The organism is Colwellia sp. M166, assembly GCF_024585285.1.
In the GTDB taxonomy this organism is placed as follows: domain Bacteria; phylum Pseudomonadota; class Gammaproteobacteria; order Enterobacterales; family Alteromonadaceae; genus Cognaticolwellia.
This window is the reverse complement of the sequence record NZ_CP040755.1, coordinates 1386534-1403931: the sequence shown is the minus strand read 5'-3', so window position 1 is coordinate 1403931 and position 17398 is coordinate 1386534. Positions and strand designations below refer to the sequence as shown.

Genomic DNA, 17398 nt, shown 5'->3' with positions numbered 1-17398 from the left:
ATGGCATTAGAAAACCCAAACATTGACTTTAAAAGCATTGTTGAAAACGCAGGCATACCCACAACAGAACAAGGGTGGAAAGACCTATTTAAAAACGACGTTGAAACCGCGGGCAGCATTATTGCTAACGACTCGCCATTTTCACCGTTTTGGCGATTAATTACTGCCATTGTTGCCAAGCCTGCAAACTGGATAGTAAACAAAGTCTTAATCGACACTATGTTGCCAAACCTGTTTTTACAAACCGCGACCGACAGCGCCTTTATTGAAGCAAAGGCGTGGGAGCATGACATTACCCGAAAAAGCGAACAAGCCGCCCAAGGCCATGTTGTTTTTTATCGCGCGGCAAGTACAGGACCAAGCTTATTAATTGCCGCTGGCACCGTAATACAAACCGACGAAATAAACGGCCAAGTGTACCGAGTGATCACAAATAACGACGTAATACTGCCCGAAAACCAGTTAAGCATTAACGTACCCGTAACCGCAGAATTTGACGGAGAAGATTATAATTTAGGCGCAGGATATTACCATATCTTACCATCAGCAGTTACGGGCATTGGTAGCGTAAATAACGACGCTGACTGGTTAACAACGCTAGGCGCTAATGCCGAAACCAACGACGAACTAAAGCTAAGAACGCGCAACGCTTTTACCGCTGCAGCGCCTTGGCACATTGACGCGGTTTACCGCGCCATATTAACCGAGCAAAGCGGCTTAAATACCGACAATGTTTATTTTGAACACGACGCGCCACGCGGCCCCGGCACAGCAAATGCGTTTATATTGTTAGACATTGGCGAACCCGCCGCGCAATTACTCAGCGACTTAAACGACTATGTTATGGCGAAAGGCTACCACGGCCACGGCGACGACTTACAAGTATTAGCCATGCCAAGCACAAGCGAAACCCTTGGCGTAACCATTTACCCGCATAACTACTTATTAGCGGAAGAAGTCACCGCGCTACTCGCCAATATTGACGACTTTATCCGCTGCGCGTTTCGTAAAAACAACAACTACACCGCCACCAAAACCACGCCAAACAGCCGTTTTAGTTTCAGCCGATTAAGCCAAGAACTACACCGCGAATTTAGCGGTATCGACTCAATAAACTGGGCACAAGGCGATATTACAAGCGCCAACAGCGTACCGCGCATTAATACCTTAACCATTACGGACGGTAACGCCTAATGATCGACTGGCAAAATATTACAAAAATGCCCTACTGGTTGGCAAAGCCTGCCAGTGAACTAGACAAATTACGCCAAGGCAGCGTGCTTTTTTGGCAGCGTTTCGCCGACATGCTGGCATGGCCAGCTAAACAGCTTGACCCCATGACCGCCGAACTAGCACTAGTGCACCTACTCGCATGGGAACGCGACATTAGCCAAATACCCAACGAAACTGAGCTAATGTACCGCACCCGCGTTAAATACGCCCTGCCATTTGCTAAAGGTGCAGGCAGCAAAAACGGCTGGCTTGATATGTTTGAAAAGCTTGGCATGCCGTGGATAACAATTGACGAGCGAATAAGCACCGTTGATTGGGATGTAGTGAGCCTGCAGTTATTAGATACGGACCTAGGCGCAAGGCAAAATTTAATAAATGCGCTGTGCCGCCAATACGGGCGCACAACTAGACGCTATGAATACGTAACTATTGCAAAACAACCATTAGCAGCACCACCAAAAAACTTTGATGGCGACAGCGATTACACCGTTGCCACAATTAACACCAATTTATTACCAGCAACCCGATTTATGACGATGGACAGCCATGCTGAATTTACCGTCGCAAATGTTAAACAGGAGTACTAAACCATGGCACAAGTTATAACCCTTGCAGGCGAAAAGTTATTTGCAACTAAAGCACAAGCAAACCAGCAGCTAGATATTGATACCTTTATTTTTGCCAACGTAGCAGGGCAAGACCCAGCCGCCGCAATTGATCGTAACGAAGGCATTCCAACTAACGCTATTGTGCATCAACAAAATGTGCAACAAACAGGCCGAATTAACGACAACGTAGTTGTTTACTCAACCGTGCTCGACAGCGTAACGGGCCCGTTCGAATTTAACTGGGTGGGTTTGTATTCATCTGTAAACCAAACATTAGTAGCCATTAGCCATGTACCAACTGTTGCCAAAACAATTACCGCGCCAGGCAGTGCCGGTAACACACTAAACCGTAACTTTGGTATTGAGTACTCTGGCATAGCCGACCTAGCAGGCATTAGCGTATCACCCGAAACATGGCAGTTAGACTTTACTGCACGTTTAAGCGGCATGGACGAACTAACCCGAAACTTAGCAAAAGATTTAAATGGCACTGATTCATTCATTGATAATGGTTTTAAAGTTGAATCGCGCAAAACCGAAAACAGCTTTAGCGTATTGGCGGGGGTTGGCTATGTAAATGGGTTACGTGTAGAACTTGAAGAAATGGTAATATTAACAGCATCAACTTACCCACAAAATATTTATGTAGACGCCTACTTTGATGGGGATGACTCAAGTGCTTGGAAGCCAAAGCACGGATTAAGGATAGTCAGCGACGAATTAACAAACTACATAGACGAAACAGGTAAGCAACACTACTTAGTGAAAATTGCAGAAGTAACGTCCACCGATGAAATTAAAGATTTACGAAATTTATTTAATGACTTTGCATTAATACGTACAGATATAACTACACTACAAAATGATTTAGAAATAGAAAAATTAAAAGTCACCACAAACAAAAACAACATTGAAGCGGAAAAGGAAAAAATAAGAGCGAATGAGAATAGTATAAGTGAGATTGGCCTTAACTTAGGTTCGGTTAAATCAACAGTAATAACACACGGTAATGACATTGCTGGGTTAAAAACAAATCAGCAGTCTGGTGTACTTGTGTTTCAAAATTATGCCCTGCTCGATGCCTACACACCTGTAGATGCTACAGAGCAGAAAGCGTCATATAAGGTAGTGAATGACCCTAACAGATCATTAAATGGCTATTATTACTGGGTAAGCGATAACACTTATGCTAAAGATGCATCCATAATTAAAAATGAGCTCGACTTGTCGAATACAAGTGACCCTGTGAGTGGTAGCGCCGTTTTAGGTTTTTCTGGTAAGCAAGTTCGCAGGTTAAGCTTAGCTGATATACAGACCGACAGTGTTAATCTGTTGTCCACGGTAGAGAATAGCGGTGCAGGGTCTAGAGCTGATATTGATATATTAAATGACAGTTTTACATATAGAAAGGAAAACGCTAATTACAGCTGGCTTACAATGGATGCATTTACACCCGATGTAACTAAAGTTGTTAATATTAACTTTTATGCTGAAGTTGATAATGACCTAGCTTTTCCTACTGTCAACGGGGTTAAAGTTATACTAACCGACGAAAATTCATTTTCAGGGAATTTTCAAGTTGAATTGATGGTACTCGTAGAGTCTGGAAAAGTTAGTTTATCATTCGATCCTGCCGAGTATTATAACCAATACGGGACAACACAGTTTAGAATAATTTTTAACAACTCCCCGATGCAAGCAGGCGATTATGTACAAGCGAAGATAATGAACTACAGAGTCACGCAAGATGTGACAAAAGCTCCATTTGATAACCTTGACGGCAATACAAGTAAAGAGCTATTTGAATCTGTAGATCGAAACTTTAGTAATGGTGTAAATCTCTCACGAGTAAGTAATGGTGATATAACAACACTTAGTGACATAGAAACATTAACTGAAAATGGTCCTATGACTGAGCTGGATATAGCTAATAATAGTTTTGTGTATACTAAAACGGGGGTGGGTAACTCGTGGATTGTTACAAATAAATTTACTCCATCTGGCAGCAATATTGTGACGATTAAGTTTGATGTAGTGTTTAGCAATATAGACTCTTATAAAGGGCTGCAATTAGTAGTAGCTGGAGGTACGAGAGCTACTGATTATTACAATATGATTGGAACCCCTATAACTGAAGATGGTTCAGTTACAGTGACGTTCGATCCCGCTTACTACACTGTCTACCATGGGCTAACAAGTTTTTATGTGTGGATAAATAACCAAACAGGTCAAACGTCTACAGAGACAGTTAGAGCAACAATATCTAACTTCAGAATATATGAAGCCAACGGTGCGGTTTCAGGTACGTATATAGATGGAGATAATGCAAAGCAGCTATTTGAAGCGACAGACTCTGCGATTGGAAATATAGATCAGAAAGTGGGTAGAACTCCGACTGTAACTGCTGCAGATGGAAAGAAATACGAAATAGGTGCTACTACAACAGGTGAAATAAAGCTGCTACCAATGGTGCCGACAAAAGCTGCGTACTTCGGTAACTCTCTGATATCTGGCTTTGGTGACAAGTTCGCGATGGCCTCGTCTGCGATAACTAATGGTTACTACCAGCTAATTAACAACTACATACTCACACTAAACCCCCAGTTTACAGCTACAGGTCAGAGCGCATCCGTGATAGAAAACATAGCAAGTCCAGAGCATGTCGCAGCTAATGTACAGTTATACGTAACAGATAAGCTTGACGGCGATGAAACACTAGTTGTAGTCCAGCTTGGTGATAACGTTAGTGCAGGCGCTATTGATAACTGGCCTTTCATGTGTTTATCGATACTACAAGCTATCAGAGGAAAGTGCCCGAACGCGAGGGTCTTCTGGATGGGTATGTGGTACGGAGGATCAGTTAAGTACGATGCCATAATAGCGGCGTGCGAAGCTACGGGCAGTACATTTGTTAATATCGGAGCTTTACGCAATATAAGTGGATCTATGGCCAGTATCGGAGATTTAATCAATAGAGGCAGTGAAACTAGGGTGCTAGAAAACGTGACCTCTGTGACTGAGAACTCACCTACAGAGATAGTATTTGATATGGCAGGTAGAACCATAACCATGCCAGTGTCCAGCTACTCCCTTTCTGGAAGTACATTAACATATACTGGTAATTACTATGTGATAACCACAGGCGGAGTTGCATCACACCCATCTGATTATGGGTTCAGGTTAATAGCTAATAAGTTTTTGTTAGAATCTCAGATTACAACTAATGAAGCAATTTATAGCAATTAATATACAATTCGAAGTGTTCAATTTTACTAAAACGCTGCGGCTAACTTAACAATTTAAAAAGACCATATGCTAACCCTAAATACAATTAACATTAGCCTAAAATCACTTCGCATCACCGCAAGCCAAGAACTTGCGAGTGAAGACGCAAGCGGCCAAAGCTCAAGCACCGACGTAGCCGAGACGGGCACGAAAGCAAAAACGCTCAGCGTTAGCGGTTACATACCGTTTAACAATGCCGAAAACTTGTCGCAATTATTCGACTTGGCCGAAGCATTAGAAAACGGCTCGCGCGTTATTTATCGGGTAAGTAACCACACGGCCAGTGCACTAGGTATTAAACAAGTGCGCTTTAGCAGCAAAATTGAAGCGGTTGAACAAGAAACAACGCGCCAGTGGCGCATAAGTTTTGCCTTAACCGAACACCGTTCAGTGCCCGAAAAGGTAGAAGAACGCCAACCCGAAACCACCGCCAACGTACAAGGCGGCGACGCTAATTTTTCTTTCGCCAATATTCAACAAGGGCTAGAAGAAAACTTTAATAAACTACGCACAGGCACAGCATAATGAGCCAAACCAACGCACGTTTTATTGCCAAAGCTTATGTAAACGCTAAACCCGTAAACATAAAAAACCATTGGGTTGTGCTGCAAGCGAAAACCCCTGGTACTTGCCAACTAACCGTGCAAAAAAGTGCTGATCAAACCTTTAACCAATTTGGCCAAGTGGCCCTTGATTTAGGTTGGGGTAATATGATTGACCGTGTGTTTTTTGGTTACATTGAGCGAGTAATGCCAAGCGAAAATGGTTTTGTTACCTTGTTCTGCCGAGAACTGGCCGCCGCGTTAAGTTTTAATTTTAACGTCATGTTAAGACACCCAACACTGAAACAAGTATTAGACGAACTGGGCAAACAAAGTGGCCTTGAATTTGTGGTGCCAGAAAAGGCATATGCGCAAACGTCAATACCGTGTTTTTATTATGACGGCTCAGGTTATGGCCTATTAGACAATATTGGCCGCGCTTATCAAATTAAAGACTTTATCTGGCAACAACAGGGTAACGGTAAAATATTTATTGGCAGTTATGCCGACTCGTTCTGGGCAGATAAACCGATACAAATACCGCTAAATTTAATGACCGGACACCAAGCAGGCAACACCGCAACTATGGCAGCCGCGCCAATGATCCGACCTAACGTGCTTGCTAATAATCAGCGCATTGAAAAAATAGAATTTAAAGCCACCACAATGGAAATAACTTGGTAACGCCAATATGGAAAAAGTGATCAACAGAATAATAAAACGCCTATTGCCAGAGCTAACCGCAAGTTTACACTTGCCACGGTTAGCCAAAGTGGTGGCCCTGCCAGAGCTGCCAGAGCAAAACGGAGAACGTGCAAGCGATGCGTTTTACCCACGCTACGCGGTAGACGTGCAATTACTCGACGAAAACGGCACCGCCACCAAAGCCAAAGTTTTACAGGCCGTGCCATTACCATTGCCAGGTGCAGGCAACAAAGCAGGCCGACTAGAGCCGCCAACCATTGGCGCCATTGTAGAAATAGCCTTTGCTTATGGCAGGCCCGACAAACCTTTTATTCGAACAGTGCTACCGTTCGGCTTTGACCTACCGGCCATAAAAGAAAAAGAAACACGCGTACAAACGCGCGACGGTGTTTACCAGCACATTGATGAAACCGGCAATATTGAAAGTAAAACCGACGAGTCAATGGCAGAGATTATCGGAAAATTAGCAACGTTAGAATGTAAAACGCGTACCGTTACCGCAAGCATTGAGCAAAGTCATAAAAGCCCAAAAACATGGTTGGGATCAGATGGCGAAAATGTATTAAAACTTTTGTCAGAATTAATGGCCACAGTAACCGAACTGGCAACCACATGCGCACAGCATAAGCATTTAGGTGTAGCAACAGGCACAGGCAAAAGCGGCGTACCAGATAAAGCCGGAGATTTTAACGACCAAAGTAGTGAAGCAACCGCACAAAAAGAAAGACTCGATCCAATAACTAAGGCTGGTGAATAATGGCGTGCAAGATAGCGGTATTAAAAGACAACTTAGGAAAAAAACGAAAGTTCGATTGTCTCAAGGCATACAACGTTACTGATTCGCTTGGTGCGGCAGTTGAACCTGTTGGCGGTCATTATCTTGTGTTGGTAATATTGGACCGCGATAAAGATGATGCTGATATAATATCGCTAACATCGCCTTGGGTAATCATAAACCCTACATTTGACGCCAGTGACGAAGATTCATCACCATACATAAGTCATCCTGAGTTTGATAGAAAATTCAATGTAGATTTATCTAATTTATCAATCACAGATGACAGATTAGAAGTTAACATGTCTGTCATTAGCGAGCTGATAGTGGAGCGAGATAATGCCTAGATTAGCGCTTGTTGGTGATGAACATGACGGAGATCATGATTATTTAGATAGTGATTTGTGGTGGGCTGCCGAGTCTCAAACTGACTATGGCGCACCCATAAAGGCGCTATGTAAGGGTAATATCGGTTTCGTCAACTTGTCAGGTAATACGCCTAATGGTTATGAGATTGACTCGATAGACAGCATTTATGACGGGAAGAATCACAATAACTTACCCGTCTTTAGTGGCCTAAAAACATTATCACCAAATGGCGTAATCAGTAACTTTTTACTTACTGATCCTGTTGGTTATCAAAATGCTTTTTTAGAGTCTGGCGCAGACAATGTACTAATTAAAAATTTCTATTTGAAACCATCGGCTAGCCCGTCATCCCACATGTATGCAATGTATTTGTACAGCGCATCAGTTAACAGGGTTGTAAGAAATTGTGTTATTGACGCTCGCAATATCGGTCAAAGCACATTAATAAGAACAGGTTACAATCGGCCTTTTAACGTAAGCAATTACGTCATCTTTGGTGGTGGCGTTAACTGTGCAGGCTCCGCAGGCATTCAGAACTATATCAACGGATTATCTTATAACTCAACAACATCAAATTATGATGCAACAACGGAAAAAACAAATGCTGCATCAGAAGATAATACAGGCTCCGTAGGTTGGACCGGATACAATGGCGGAGAGCTAGTTGATCCTGAAAATGAAGACTTCAGGACCAAAAAAGATTCACCTTTAGCTGATGATGGTAATGGTAATGGTGGGTTTATTGGTGCATTTTTAGAAAAAAGTAGCACACCAAACGAAAGCTATAATTTTTCAGCAATCATAAATCAACAAATAAAATTTAGCGGCACAACGAATAAAACCGGCAATGCTAACGCGCTAATAGCACAAAATTACCAAGCTAACTCGTTAACAACAAAAACCATAAATTACGCAATTAACCAAAAACAAGTTGTAAGCCTAAACAGCAATACAATAAAAAGCGCGAACCTAAACAGCGTTATAGCTCAACATTATCAAAAAACCGCCACGGCCAACAAACAAAATAATGCCACAGGCGCGATCACACAAACGGTTTTATTAATGGGTTATTTCAATAACTCAACAATTGAAACGCATCAATTTAGCGCCAACATAACCATAAACCCAAACATTAGCGCAGCGCTAACCAAGCAAAACACACTTGGTGGCGACGTAAAACAGACGCAAGCACTAGCCGCCACCGCAACTAAAACCGCAACACTACAAAGCAATTGTTTTTACCAGGTAACGTTAAGCGGCCAAAGCACAAAACAAACAAATATTAGCGGCCTGATAAATCAAACCGTTCAACTTAACGCATTATTTATCAATACTGCCGCCCCGATACATTTACGCCTATTTCGTATTGACGGCCAAATAGCGTTTCAACGATTTAACGGCGCAATAGCAAAACAACGATTTAACGGAGCATTAACCTAATGTCATGCGAGCAACTATACCAAGAAAGTGATCAAGAATTTTTAACGGCACTAACAACAGGTGAATCAGCGGCCGACTTCAGTGCAGCAAAATACGAACTATTCGAACAGTTCGCCCAAACACCGTTTCTAACCAAAACACTAGGCAACGGCATAGTAGTCATTGGTGACGAATTTAAAACAACAATCAACAAAAGCGAACTGCCAAAAGCAGGCACGTTTTACCACCAGTTCACCCTAAGTAATCAACTAAACCAAGAGTTACCGCCAATATTTAGCGGCTCTGTCAAAATTAAGGAAGTCAGATAATGCCTTTAACTACCGCAACAAAAAACATAATGCTTGACGCAATAACGCCCGATTCAATTAAATTACACTCAGGCGACCCAACAGCCGCCGGAACAGCTAACGAAATTTCAGGAGCAACAGCTGCATGCACATACGCAGCTGCCGCCAGTGGCGAACGCGACCTAAGCGCAACCCTAGAAATTGACGTACCGCTAGGGGCAACAGTCAGTCATTACACAGTTTGGCAAGGTGAAACATTACGCGCCTACCACCAGTTCGACAGTAATCCAGAAACATACGCCAACGCAGGCAAAGCAAAAGTAACCAGCGCAAAAATATCATTGCCCGACGTCTAACGTGCCAGGTTAAACACTACGTTTAACCAAGCCAAGCAACAAACAAAAAGCCCAGCAAATTCGCCGGGCTTTTTTACGCCTAAAACCCACCAACCCACACAAAAACACACCCCATACAACGCAATATAAACACCATAGGCAAACATTAAATAAAAACAACCACAGCCACGAATAAAGCAAATAAACACCACAGAGCAACGCCCAAGCGCTTTAATGACGTAAAACAACACCACACAGAAACTATTTGACGAAATCCGCACTCTTCCACTCCCTCCTGCGCGCTATTTGTCATTAATTTTTTACAGTTTTTGATTACTACAGTTCTAAACGCTAGGCCGCGTAGTTACTAAGCCTTTGTGATGATCGAAAAAATGAAAGGATCGAAACAAATTACACTAAAATGAAATAATAGGATCGAATTAAGTGCGCTATAAAAATAAACATCTTTGATTTAAAAGGGTTTTTGTAGTTTATGTGAGGATCGAAAAGAAAGCATGAAAAACAAAGGTAAAATAAAAGCTATATAAAACAGCAGTGTAGCAAAAAATAAAATGAAATAAAAAAAGTGTAAACGATCAAATAAAAAGACAAAGAAAAAAGCAGGTAAATAAAAAACAGCCGCCGCCACTTTGTCGCCACTAAAAAGAAAAGCCCTTTGCAAGATATTGATTGCAAAGGGCTTTATGTGGTGGAGCGGGGGGGAATCGAACCCCCGTCCAAAAAACCTACATCCTCGGTACTACATGCTTAGTCGATTATTTGTTTAACCAATTAGACGCCAACCGACAGGCTTCGTCATGGTGAGCTTAATACTATTTCGCGGTTCAGCCTTAAGCGTGCTTCCCTCGCTATCCTATTTGGGGTGACCATCGATCCTCTAAACAATAGGAGAATTTTTGAGGCGATGGCTAGCCTAAGCGGCTAGTGCGAACGTTTCGTCGTTTGCAATTATAGTTTTGCGGCTTTTTACGAGGCCAACCGCCCCTCGGCATGCACCTTGGGTTTCGTGAATCTTGTCGAATCCTAGATCCGCCCCAAAGTTTAACTCTTTTTCTATAAGCTAATGTTAGCCTATAAAACGTATTGTACAGCGCTTAGATTAAATAGACAACGTGGTATTTTTTAACCAGTTATCGCTCTAAGTTTTTATTTTTCATGATACGGCCTTTATCAACAGCCCATTCACGATCTTTAATGTCAGCGCGTTTGTCATGATCTTTTTTACCTTTACCTAGATAAAACTCAAGTTTTACCCAGCAGGCTTTCCAGTACATTGCTGTAGCAATGAGTGAATAGCCATCGCGGTCAACGGCACCAGCAAGCACATCCAGCTCTCGACGATTTAGCAGCAGCTTGCGCGAACGGTTAGGATCACATACAACATGACTTGACGCGGCGTTCAGCGGCATAATTTCTGCGCCCACTAAATAAGCTTCACGGTCTTTTACAAAAACATAACAGTCAGATATATTGACCTTTCCACTGCGTATGCTTTTAATTTCCCAACCTTGTAAGCTCATACCTGCTTCAAACTTGTCGGTTAAGTTATAGTTATGACGCGCTTTCTTATTCAGAGCGATAGTATTACTGCTTGTTGATTTTTTTTTCTTTGCCATTATATTTCCATTCTGTTTACTACCAAAAATAGCAATCGCCAACATTATACGGAGTATTGTTGTTATTTAAATGGCTTATTTATCATTTTTGCCAATAATGTGTTTTTTAAAGATATTTGCTATGATAGCGCCCTTGAGAATTGGAGGGTGAATGCCAAAAATAAGCCGTAGTGCATTAGTGATGCACAGTGTAGAAGATATGTATTATTTAATTAATGATGTGCTTGCCTACCCAAAATTTTTACCAGACTGTAGTGATAGTAAAATTATTGCCCAAGATGAGCACTCGATGACTGCAGCGTTGTTGGTATCTAAAGGTGGTTTAAAAAAGTGGTTTACCACGGAAAATATTTTGATCAACAATCAAGAAGTAAAAATGAATTTAGTTGATGGACCATTTAAACAGTTGGTTGGTGGTTGGCAATTAAAGGCGTTGTCTGATGACGCTTGTAAAATTGAATTGAATTTAGATTATGAGTTTTCTAATAAAATGTTTGATTTAGCCTTTGGCCGTGTGTTTAATCATTTAGCCAATAATATGGTCCAAGCTTTTACGCAGCGAGCTAAAGAAGTATACGGTTAGCACCTGTTAAATAAGTACAATAAAGCTTTAACTTAGTATGAGTGAAGATGTGATGAATGAAGATAATGACGTATTAGAACAGCTAACTATTGAAGTGGTTTATGGCACACCAACACGACAGGAAATTATCAGTTGTCAGGTTGGGCCTAATACAACCATAGAACAAGCGATTTTATCGTCAGGCATTATTGAAGAGTTTCCCGAGATAGACCTAGCGGTTAATAATGTTGGCATTTGGAATCGTGCGGCGAAGTTAACCGATATGGTCAAGGATTTAGATCGTATTGAGGTTTACCGCCCCTTACTTGCTGATCCTAAAGAAGTACGTAAGCGCAGAGCGGAAAAGGCGAAAGAGGAAGGGCGTGCAGACAAAATTACCGGTGGTCGAGTTGATCCACGTAGAAGCAAGGCGGGCGAATCCTCATAACGAAACTTTTACTTCACGATAATCTGCTAATAAAAAAGCATGGCTATAAATAGACATGCTTTATATTCAATTTGAACTTTATCTCACACTTAAACTGACTTTAAAGAGTGACAATGTTCACTGAGAACTTTTGTTTAACTAATGATTCAATCTAGTTAATCATAGGTACATAATAACTTTCAGGTAATTCAAAATCACCTTCAGCATTAACAACTTTATTATCATCAAAGGTGATAGTAAATTGTTTTTTTGCGTCAAATTCTTCACTTTTACCCGACTTAAAACGATAAACATAGTGCCAAATGTTTTTGTTGAAGGTGTCTTCAACTACTGGGCTACCTAAGACAAATTTAACTTGCTCTTTTGTCATGCCAATTTGAAGTTTATCAATGTCTTTTTGTTCTAGATAGTTACCTTGTGGAATATCGATGCGATAAACCCAGCTTGAACAGGCTGAAACAGATAGGGCGATAACAATAGCTAATACTCGAAACAACATGGTAATTATATTTATCCTTTTTAGTTTGAACGGGGATAATAGCGAAGCGGGCTAAGAGATACAAAATAATTTTTAGTTTATTTCACCCGCTTGCTGCAATTTGCTTTATCCGGCAAGTAATTCTTGCGCGTTGGCCAAGCTATTTTCGGTAATTTTATCACCGGCGAGCAAACGGGCAATTTCTTGGACGCGGCCATCGCTAGAAAGTTCCGTCACTGTGGTTTCTGTGTGTTCTCCGTCAGTTAATTTAGCCACAAAAAGCTGTTGATGGCCTTTGCTGGCAACTTGCGGGAGATGAGTAACACAAATCACTTGAGTGTTTTTAGCCAGTTGTTGTAATTTTTTACCGACCATTGCAGCGGTAGGACCACTAATACCCACGTCAACTTCATCGAATATCAAGGTTGGGGTAATAATTTTATCGGCGAGAATTACTTGCATGGCTAAACTTATTCGAGAAAGCTCACCACCTGAAGCAACTTTATTCATCGCTTCGAGAGCTTGTCCTGGATTTAAACTGGCAAGGTAGCTAACACTGTCGTTACCATTCACCGATAAACTTTGATTTTTATCTTGGTAGATGTCGATGAAAAACTTGCCGTGTGGCATATTTAACTCCGCCATACTTTTACTGATCAGTTTACTGAGTTTTACCGCGGCTTTACTTCTTGACTCTGACAATGACTGTGCGGCTTCTTGATATTTTTGTTTTGCCGCATCGATATCATCATTAATTTGTACTAAGCGTGTTTCATCAGAGCTAAATAATGCTAACTCTTGTAATAGTTGTTGATGGAAGTCAGCCAAGGCATTAGGCGCCACTTGGTGCTTTTTCGCCAATAACACCGCTGTAGAATAACGTTCTTCAATTAACGAATAAGCTTGCGGGTCTAGTTCAAGACATTCGTAATAATGTTTGATTTCTTGGCTGGCGTCTTCAACTTGAATCAAGGCTTCGTTTAGCTGCTCGGCTATAGCTTTTAAAGCAGGGTCGTAGTTACCTAAGGATGCGATTTGTTCGCTACTGTGGCGTAAACCATCAACCACGTTAAACTGTTCATCCTCTGATAATTGCTGCACAGCGATTAACGTTTGGCTTAATATATGTTGGCCATTGCTTTGGCGCTGATAATCAACTTCTAAGCTTTCAAATTCATCAGGCTGCAATGAAAACTCATTCAGTTCATCGACTTGATATTGAAGTAATTGTTGTTTGGCTTCACGCTGTAGCTTGCTTTCTTGCAATAGTTTAGCTTCTTGGCTGAGTTCACGCCATTGATGATAATAATACTTTACCGCATCAAGTAAATGTTGATGGCTGGCATAAGCATCAAGAATATTTCGTTGTTCGTGTGCTTTTACAATTAGCTGATGGTCATGTTGACCATGAATATTAATCAGTAATTGCCCAATTTCTTTTAATTGTGCTAATGGTACTTGGCTACCATTAATATAAGCTTTTGATCGGCCTTCAGCAGAAATTACCCGACGAAGAATACATTCATTGTCGAGCAACATGTCGTGTTTTTTTAACCACTTTTTTGCGAACTTATTATCGGCAGTATCGAAGGTGGCGGCCAGTTCAGCTTTTTTACAGTTAGGTCTGACAACATTGGTTACGGCGCGATCGCCTAAGCAAAGGCCTAAGGCGTCAATGGCAATCGATTTACCGGCACCGGTTTCACCAGTAATGGTGGTCATGCCTTGTTGCCAATCAATGTCGAGTGAACGCACAATGGCAAAATTTTGAATGTTGAGTTGCAATAACATAGTTGTCTCACTATTTTTATCGCACTGATGTGCGATTAACGTGTAATAACCAAAAAAACCAGATACTGTTAATTTATACAGTATCTGGTTTTTTTTCAAGCTATGTTTGTAATTTAATTTATATATTTTGGCTTATAGTTTGAAAAAGTAAAAATAAGCATAGGAAAATTATACATATATATTGTTGTTTAAATCCTCAGTTTAATTTAATTTCAGCAATATATATCTTCTGTTTATTTATATGTAGTATAACCTTTGAGGTGGTAACTCGACTGCTCGTCTTATGAATCAGCCTAGAGCTCTTTCTTATTGCACATTTATGCATGGCTTAAGTTCAATGCCTAGAATGGAGAGTCAATGGTATAGCAGTCAATATCAATGATGGCACTTATGCCCAACTACCATTTACTTGATATATCTGATAGACACAGTTGGTGGAATTCATCCATCAAATTTATTCAAATTATATGCGTAGGTTAGTCGCTTTTTAACCCCTGAATACATTGAAATGATGTACTACTGGTATAACTTAATAGGTATGAAAATAGTATGAACCAACACAATATATACTTATTCATGGCTGCAACAGCCATGTTATTGGCAGCACCGATTTTGCAGGCGCGTGACGTTTATGTCTAACCGCACGGTGTCGACTCTAATGCGGGCACTAAAGCGCATCCGGTTGCCAGCATTACAGCCGCGCGTGATCTACTGCGCCAGTCAGGTAAGCTTGGTGTCGAGTCTTGCGAAGTAATTATTTCAGCGGGCGTGTATCGTTTGAAAGAACCGATCACTTTCACACCCGCTGATAGTGGCACTGAGCTTTATCCAGTAACCTATAAAGCAGAGGAAGGGCTGAAAGTCGTATTAACAGGCGCACAAACACTTACTCCTGATTGGAAGCGTTGGAAAGACGGTATTTATCGCACAAAGGTTGGAGAAGAAAATACCATAGATCAATTAATCGTGAATAACCGTCGTCAGATTATGGCACGTTACAGAAAATTAGTAGAGTTTGTTACCCCAACCGAGTTTATTTCGTAAGACATTAAAGTAGTCGTGATCTAAAGGATGAATTAAGCGTAAAGTGAACTCGCTTTTTTTAATGATAACTTCATCACCAGGCATTACCGCTAAAATAACATGGCCGTCGCAGCTGACTTGTAAATTTTCATAGTTTTCATTGGCCAGCTTTAATTTAATTTCGCTGTTACCGTCAACCACAATAGGGCGACTGGTTAAGGTATGAGGAAACATTGGCACTAATGACAGCGCGTTTAAATTTGGTGTTAAAATAGGACCACCGGCTGACATTGAATACGCGGTTGAGCCGGTAGGCGTTGAAACTATCAAACCGTCAGAGCGTTGACTGAACATAAAGCAATCATCAATATACACTTCAAACTCTATCATGTTGGCGACTTTACCCGCATGTAATACCGCTTCGTTTACCGCACTGTTTGAGCTTTTAAGTTTGCCATGACGATACACTTCGGCTTCGATAATAAAGCGTTGCTCCGCACGTGACTTACCTTTTAAAATAGCTTCTAGTGGGGTTATTAAGTCATCAGGTGACAAATCCGTAAGAAAGCCTAAGTTGCCACGGTTTACGCCGATAACACCGACGTTATAGCAAGACAGAACACGTGCAGCGCCAAGCATATAACCATCGCCGCCAATAACGATAGCAAGATCGGCTTGTTCACCAATTCTGGTAAGCGATGCTGTAGTGATACCGTCAATATCAATCGATTGGGCAACGGAGTTTTCTACTAACACTCGATAGCCTTGTTCAGATAAATACTGTTGTAAAGCTTCTATAGTAGCGGTGGCACCTTCATGATTAGGTTTTCCGATTAAGCCAATGGTTTGGTATAAATTACTCATACAGTGCTTATATAATATGGAATGTAATTGAGGACTATCAGCAGTTTCGCGCTATTTTACTCGCTTGTAAAGTTGACTTTTTCCCAAATGATTCACTTTTGTGCTTGAATCATAAAAACAAACCCCCATAATTAGCAGTATTGTGTTTTTCCTATTTTGAAATTTAAGATCTATTTTGGAGTTTTTCATGGCCAACGAGTCAACAGAAAATAAAAGTGCTGAAGAGATAGCAGCAGATAAATTAGCCGCTGAAATTATTGAGCAAGCTGAAGAACAAGTGGAAGTGCAACATGAGCATGCTCACGAAGTTTTGAGTGAAGAACAAGAAAAAATTAATGAGCTTGAGTTAGCATTAGCTGCAGCTAAGTCTACGGTAGCGGATCAAAAAGATTCAGTGATCCGTGCAAAAGCTGAAGTTGATAATGTTCGTCGTCGTGCTGCGCAAGATGTTGAAAAGGCACGTAAATTTGCTTTAGAGAAATTTGCTGCTGAAATGTTAACTACCGTTGATAATCTCGAGCGTGCGTTACAAAGCATCGACCGTGATGATGAGCGTAATACCGGCATTATTGAAGGTATTGAATTAACTTACCAAGGTTTATTAGCGTCTTTAGAAAAATTCGCGATTAAAGCGATTGATCCACAAGATCAACCATTCAACCCTGAATTACATCAAGCAATGTCAATGCAAGAAGTTGAAGGTGTTGCTGCTAATACCGTTATTGCGGTAATGCAAAAAGGCTATGAGCTAAACGGCCGCTTAATTCGCCCTGCAATGGTGATGGTGTCAAAAGCTAAGCCAAGTGTCGATGCTACGGCTTAACACTTGTTGAAGAGAAAATAAAAACCAGACCAATGTCTGGTTTTTTTATGCCTTTTTTTTGTCTAGAACGAGATTATTAATCTGCTTAATTGGTTTTAATAAAGAGTGGCAGAAATAAAATTTAACATTTTTTAGTTTTTTTCGATAAAAATAGTTGAAAAGACTTTTTCCTGCCCCCACTAACTGTTCATCG

19 protein-coding genes and 1 other RNA gene are annotated in these 17398 nt (G+C 41.0%); 14 read left to right on the top strand and 6 right to left on the bottom strand.

What is annotated here, in order from left to right; translation table 11 throughout:
* The 10 genes from FGD67_RS06320 (at position 1) to FGD67_RS06275 (ending at position 9600) form a co-directional block, all read left to right on the top strand.
* On the top strand, positions 1-1194 hold the full coding sequence (locus FGD67_RS06320; RefSeq protein ID WP_257174200.1) for a baseplate J/gp47 family protein: 1194 nt from the start codon (positions 1-3) through the stop codon (positions 1192-1194).
* Positions 1194-1820: a hypothetical protein gene (locus tag FGD67_RS06315; protein WP_257174199.1), complete on the top strand. Its 627-nt coding sequence runs from the start codon at positions 1194-1196 to the stop codon at positions 1818-1820. Before FGD67_RS06320 ends, FGD67_RS06315 begins: the two co-directional genes overlap by 1 nt.
* 3 nt (positions 1821-1823) lie before the next feature.
* Positions 1824-5087, top strand: coding sequence for a phage tail protein (locus FGD67_RS06310; RefSeq protein WP_257174198.1), 3264 nt, complete (start codon positions 1824-1826; stop codon positions 5085-5087).
* Between the two features lie 66 nt (positions 5088-5153).
* Positions 5154-5651, top strand: coding sequence for an adenine glycosylase (locus FGD67_RS06305; RefSeq protein ID WP_257174197.1), 498 nt, complete (start codon positions 5154-5156; stop codon positions 5649-5651).
* On the top strand, positions 5651-6352 hold the full coding sequence (locus tag FGD67_RS06300; protein WP_257174196.1) for a hypothetical protein: 702 nt from the start codon (positions 5651-5653) through the stop codon (positions 6350-6352). Before FGD67_RS06305 ends, FGD67_RS06300 begins: the two co-directional genes overlap by 1 nt.
* A 7-nt stretch (positions 6353-6359) precedes the next feature.
* Positions 6360-7130 carry a hypothetical protein gene (locus FGD67_RS06295; RefSeq protein WP_257174195.1) on the top strand — a complete coding sequence of 257 codons (771 nt, stop codon included), beginning with the start codon at positions 6360-6362 and terminating at the stop codon, positions 7128-7130.
* Entirely contained in the window at positions 7130-7495 is a 366-nt protein-coding gene (locus FGD67_RS06290; protein WP_257174194.1) for a hypothetical protein, read from the top strand. The genes FGD67_RS06295 and FGD67_RS06290 overlap by 1 nt, the downstream gene beginning before the upstream one ends.
* The gene (locus tag FGD67_RS06285) at positions 7488-8957 is read left to right on the top strand and encodes a hypothetical protein (RefSeq protein WP_257174193.1); all 1470 of its coding nucleotides are present in this window, start codon (positions 7488-7490) and stop codon (positions 8955-8957) included. Before FGD67_RS06290 ends, FGD67_RS06285 begins: the two co-directional genes overlap by 8 nt.
* Entirely contained in the window at positions 8957-9265 is a 309-nt protein-coding gene (locus tag FGD67_RS06280) for a hypothetical protein (protein WP_257174192.1), read from the top strand. The genes FGD67_RS06285 and FGD67_RS06280 overlap by 1 nt, the downstream gene beginning before the upstream one ends.
* Positions 9265-9600 carry a hypothetical protein gene (locus tag FGD67_RS06275; RefSeq protein WP_257174191.1) on the top strand — a complete coding sequence of 112 codons (336 nt, stop codon included), beginning with the start codon at positions 9265-9267 and terminating at the stop codon, positions 9598-9600. The genes FGD67_RS06280 and FGD67_RS06275 overlap by 1 nt, the downstream gene beginning before the upstream one ends.
* Here the strand turns inward: FGD67_RS06275 and FGD67_RS06270 are convergent.
* From FGD67_RS06270 to smpB, 3 genes are all read right to left on the bottom strand, one after another.
* The gene (locus FGD67_RS06270; protein WP_257174190.1) at positions 9597-9860 is read right to left on the bottom strand and encodes a hypothetical protein; all 264 of its coding nucleotides are present in this window, start codon (positions 9858-9860) and stop codon (positions 9597-9599) included. The two genes, FGD67_RS06275 and FGD67_RS06270, sit on opposite strands and share 4 nt — an antisense overlap.
* A 426-nt stretch (positions 9861-10286) precedes the next feature.
* Positions 10287-10636: a transfer-messenger RNA gene (gene ssrA / locus FGD67_RS06265) on the bottom strand.
* Positions 10637-10730: 94 nt separating this feature from the next.
* A complete protein-coding gene (gene smpB, locus FGD67_RS06260) occupies positions 10731-11216 on the bottom strand; it encodes an SsrA-binding protein SmpB (RefSeq protein WP_257174189.1) in 486 nt (161 codons plus the stop codon).
* 151 nt (positions 11217-11367) lie between these two features.
* Between smpB and FGD67_RS06255 the strand changes: the two genes are divergently transcribed.
* On the top strand, positions 11368-11799 hold the full coding sequence (locus tag FGD67_RS06255; protein ID WP_257174188.1) for an SRPBCC family protein: 432 nt from the start codon (positions 11368-11370) through the stop codon (positions 11797-11799).
* 37 nt (positions 11800-11836) lie between these two features.
* On the top strand, positions 11837-12226 hold the full coding sequence (locus FGD67_RS06250; protein ID WP_257174187.1) for an RnfH family protein: 390 nt from the start codon (positions 11837-11839) through the stop codon (positions 12224-12226).
* A 151-nt stretch (positions 12227-12377) separates the two neighbouring features.
* Here the strand turns inward: FGD67_RS06250 and FGD67_RS06245 are convergent, their stop codons facing one another.
* Entirely contained in the window at positions 12378-12725 is a 348-nt protein-coding gene (locus tag FGD67_RS06245; protein WP_257174186.1) for an outer membrane protein assembly factor BamE, read from the bottom strand.
* 105 nt (positions 12726-12830) lie between these two features.
* Positions 12831-14495 (bottom strand): DNA repair protein RecN, encoded by a 1665-nt coding sequence (recN, locus tag FGD67_RS06240; RefSeq protein ID WP_257174185.1) that lies wholly within the window; start codon positions 14493-14495, stop codon positions 12831-12833.
* A 777-nt stretch (positions 14496-15272) separates the two neighbouring features.
* On the opposite strand from recN, the gene FGD67_RS06235 reads away from it, so the two are divergent.
* Positions 15273-15539 carry a hypothetical protein gene (locus FGD67_RS06235; protein WP_257174184.1) on the top strand — a complete coding sequence of 89 codons (267 nt, stop codon included), beginning with the start codon at positions 15273-15275 and terminating at the stop codon, positions 15537-15539.
* Here the strand turns inward: FGD67_RS06235 and nadK are convergent.
* Positions 15501-16382, bottom strand: coding sequence for an NAD(+) kinase (gene nadK / locus FGD67_RS06230; protein WP_257174183.1), 882 nt, complete (start codon positions 16380-16382; stop codon positions 15501-15503). The two genes, FGD67_RS06235 and nadK, sit on opposite strands and share 39 nt — an antisense overlap.
* A gap of 187 nt (positions 16383-16569) precedes the next feature.
* Here nadK and grpE point away from each other — a divergent pair, with 187 nt between their 5' ends.
* Entirely contained in the window at positions 16570-17205 is a 636-nt protein-coding gene (gene grpE / locus FGD67_RS06225; RefSeq protein WP_257174182.1) for a nucleotide exchange factor GrpE, read from the top strand.
* The last annotated feature ends 193 nt before the right edge of the window (positions 17206-17398 follow it).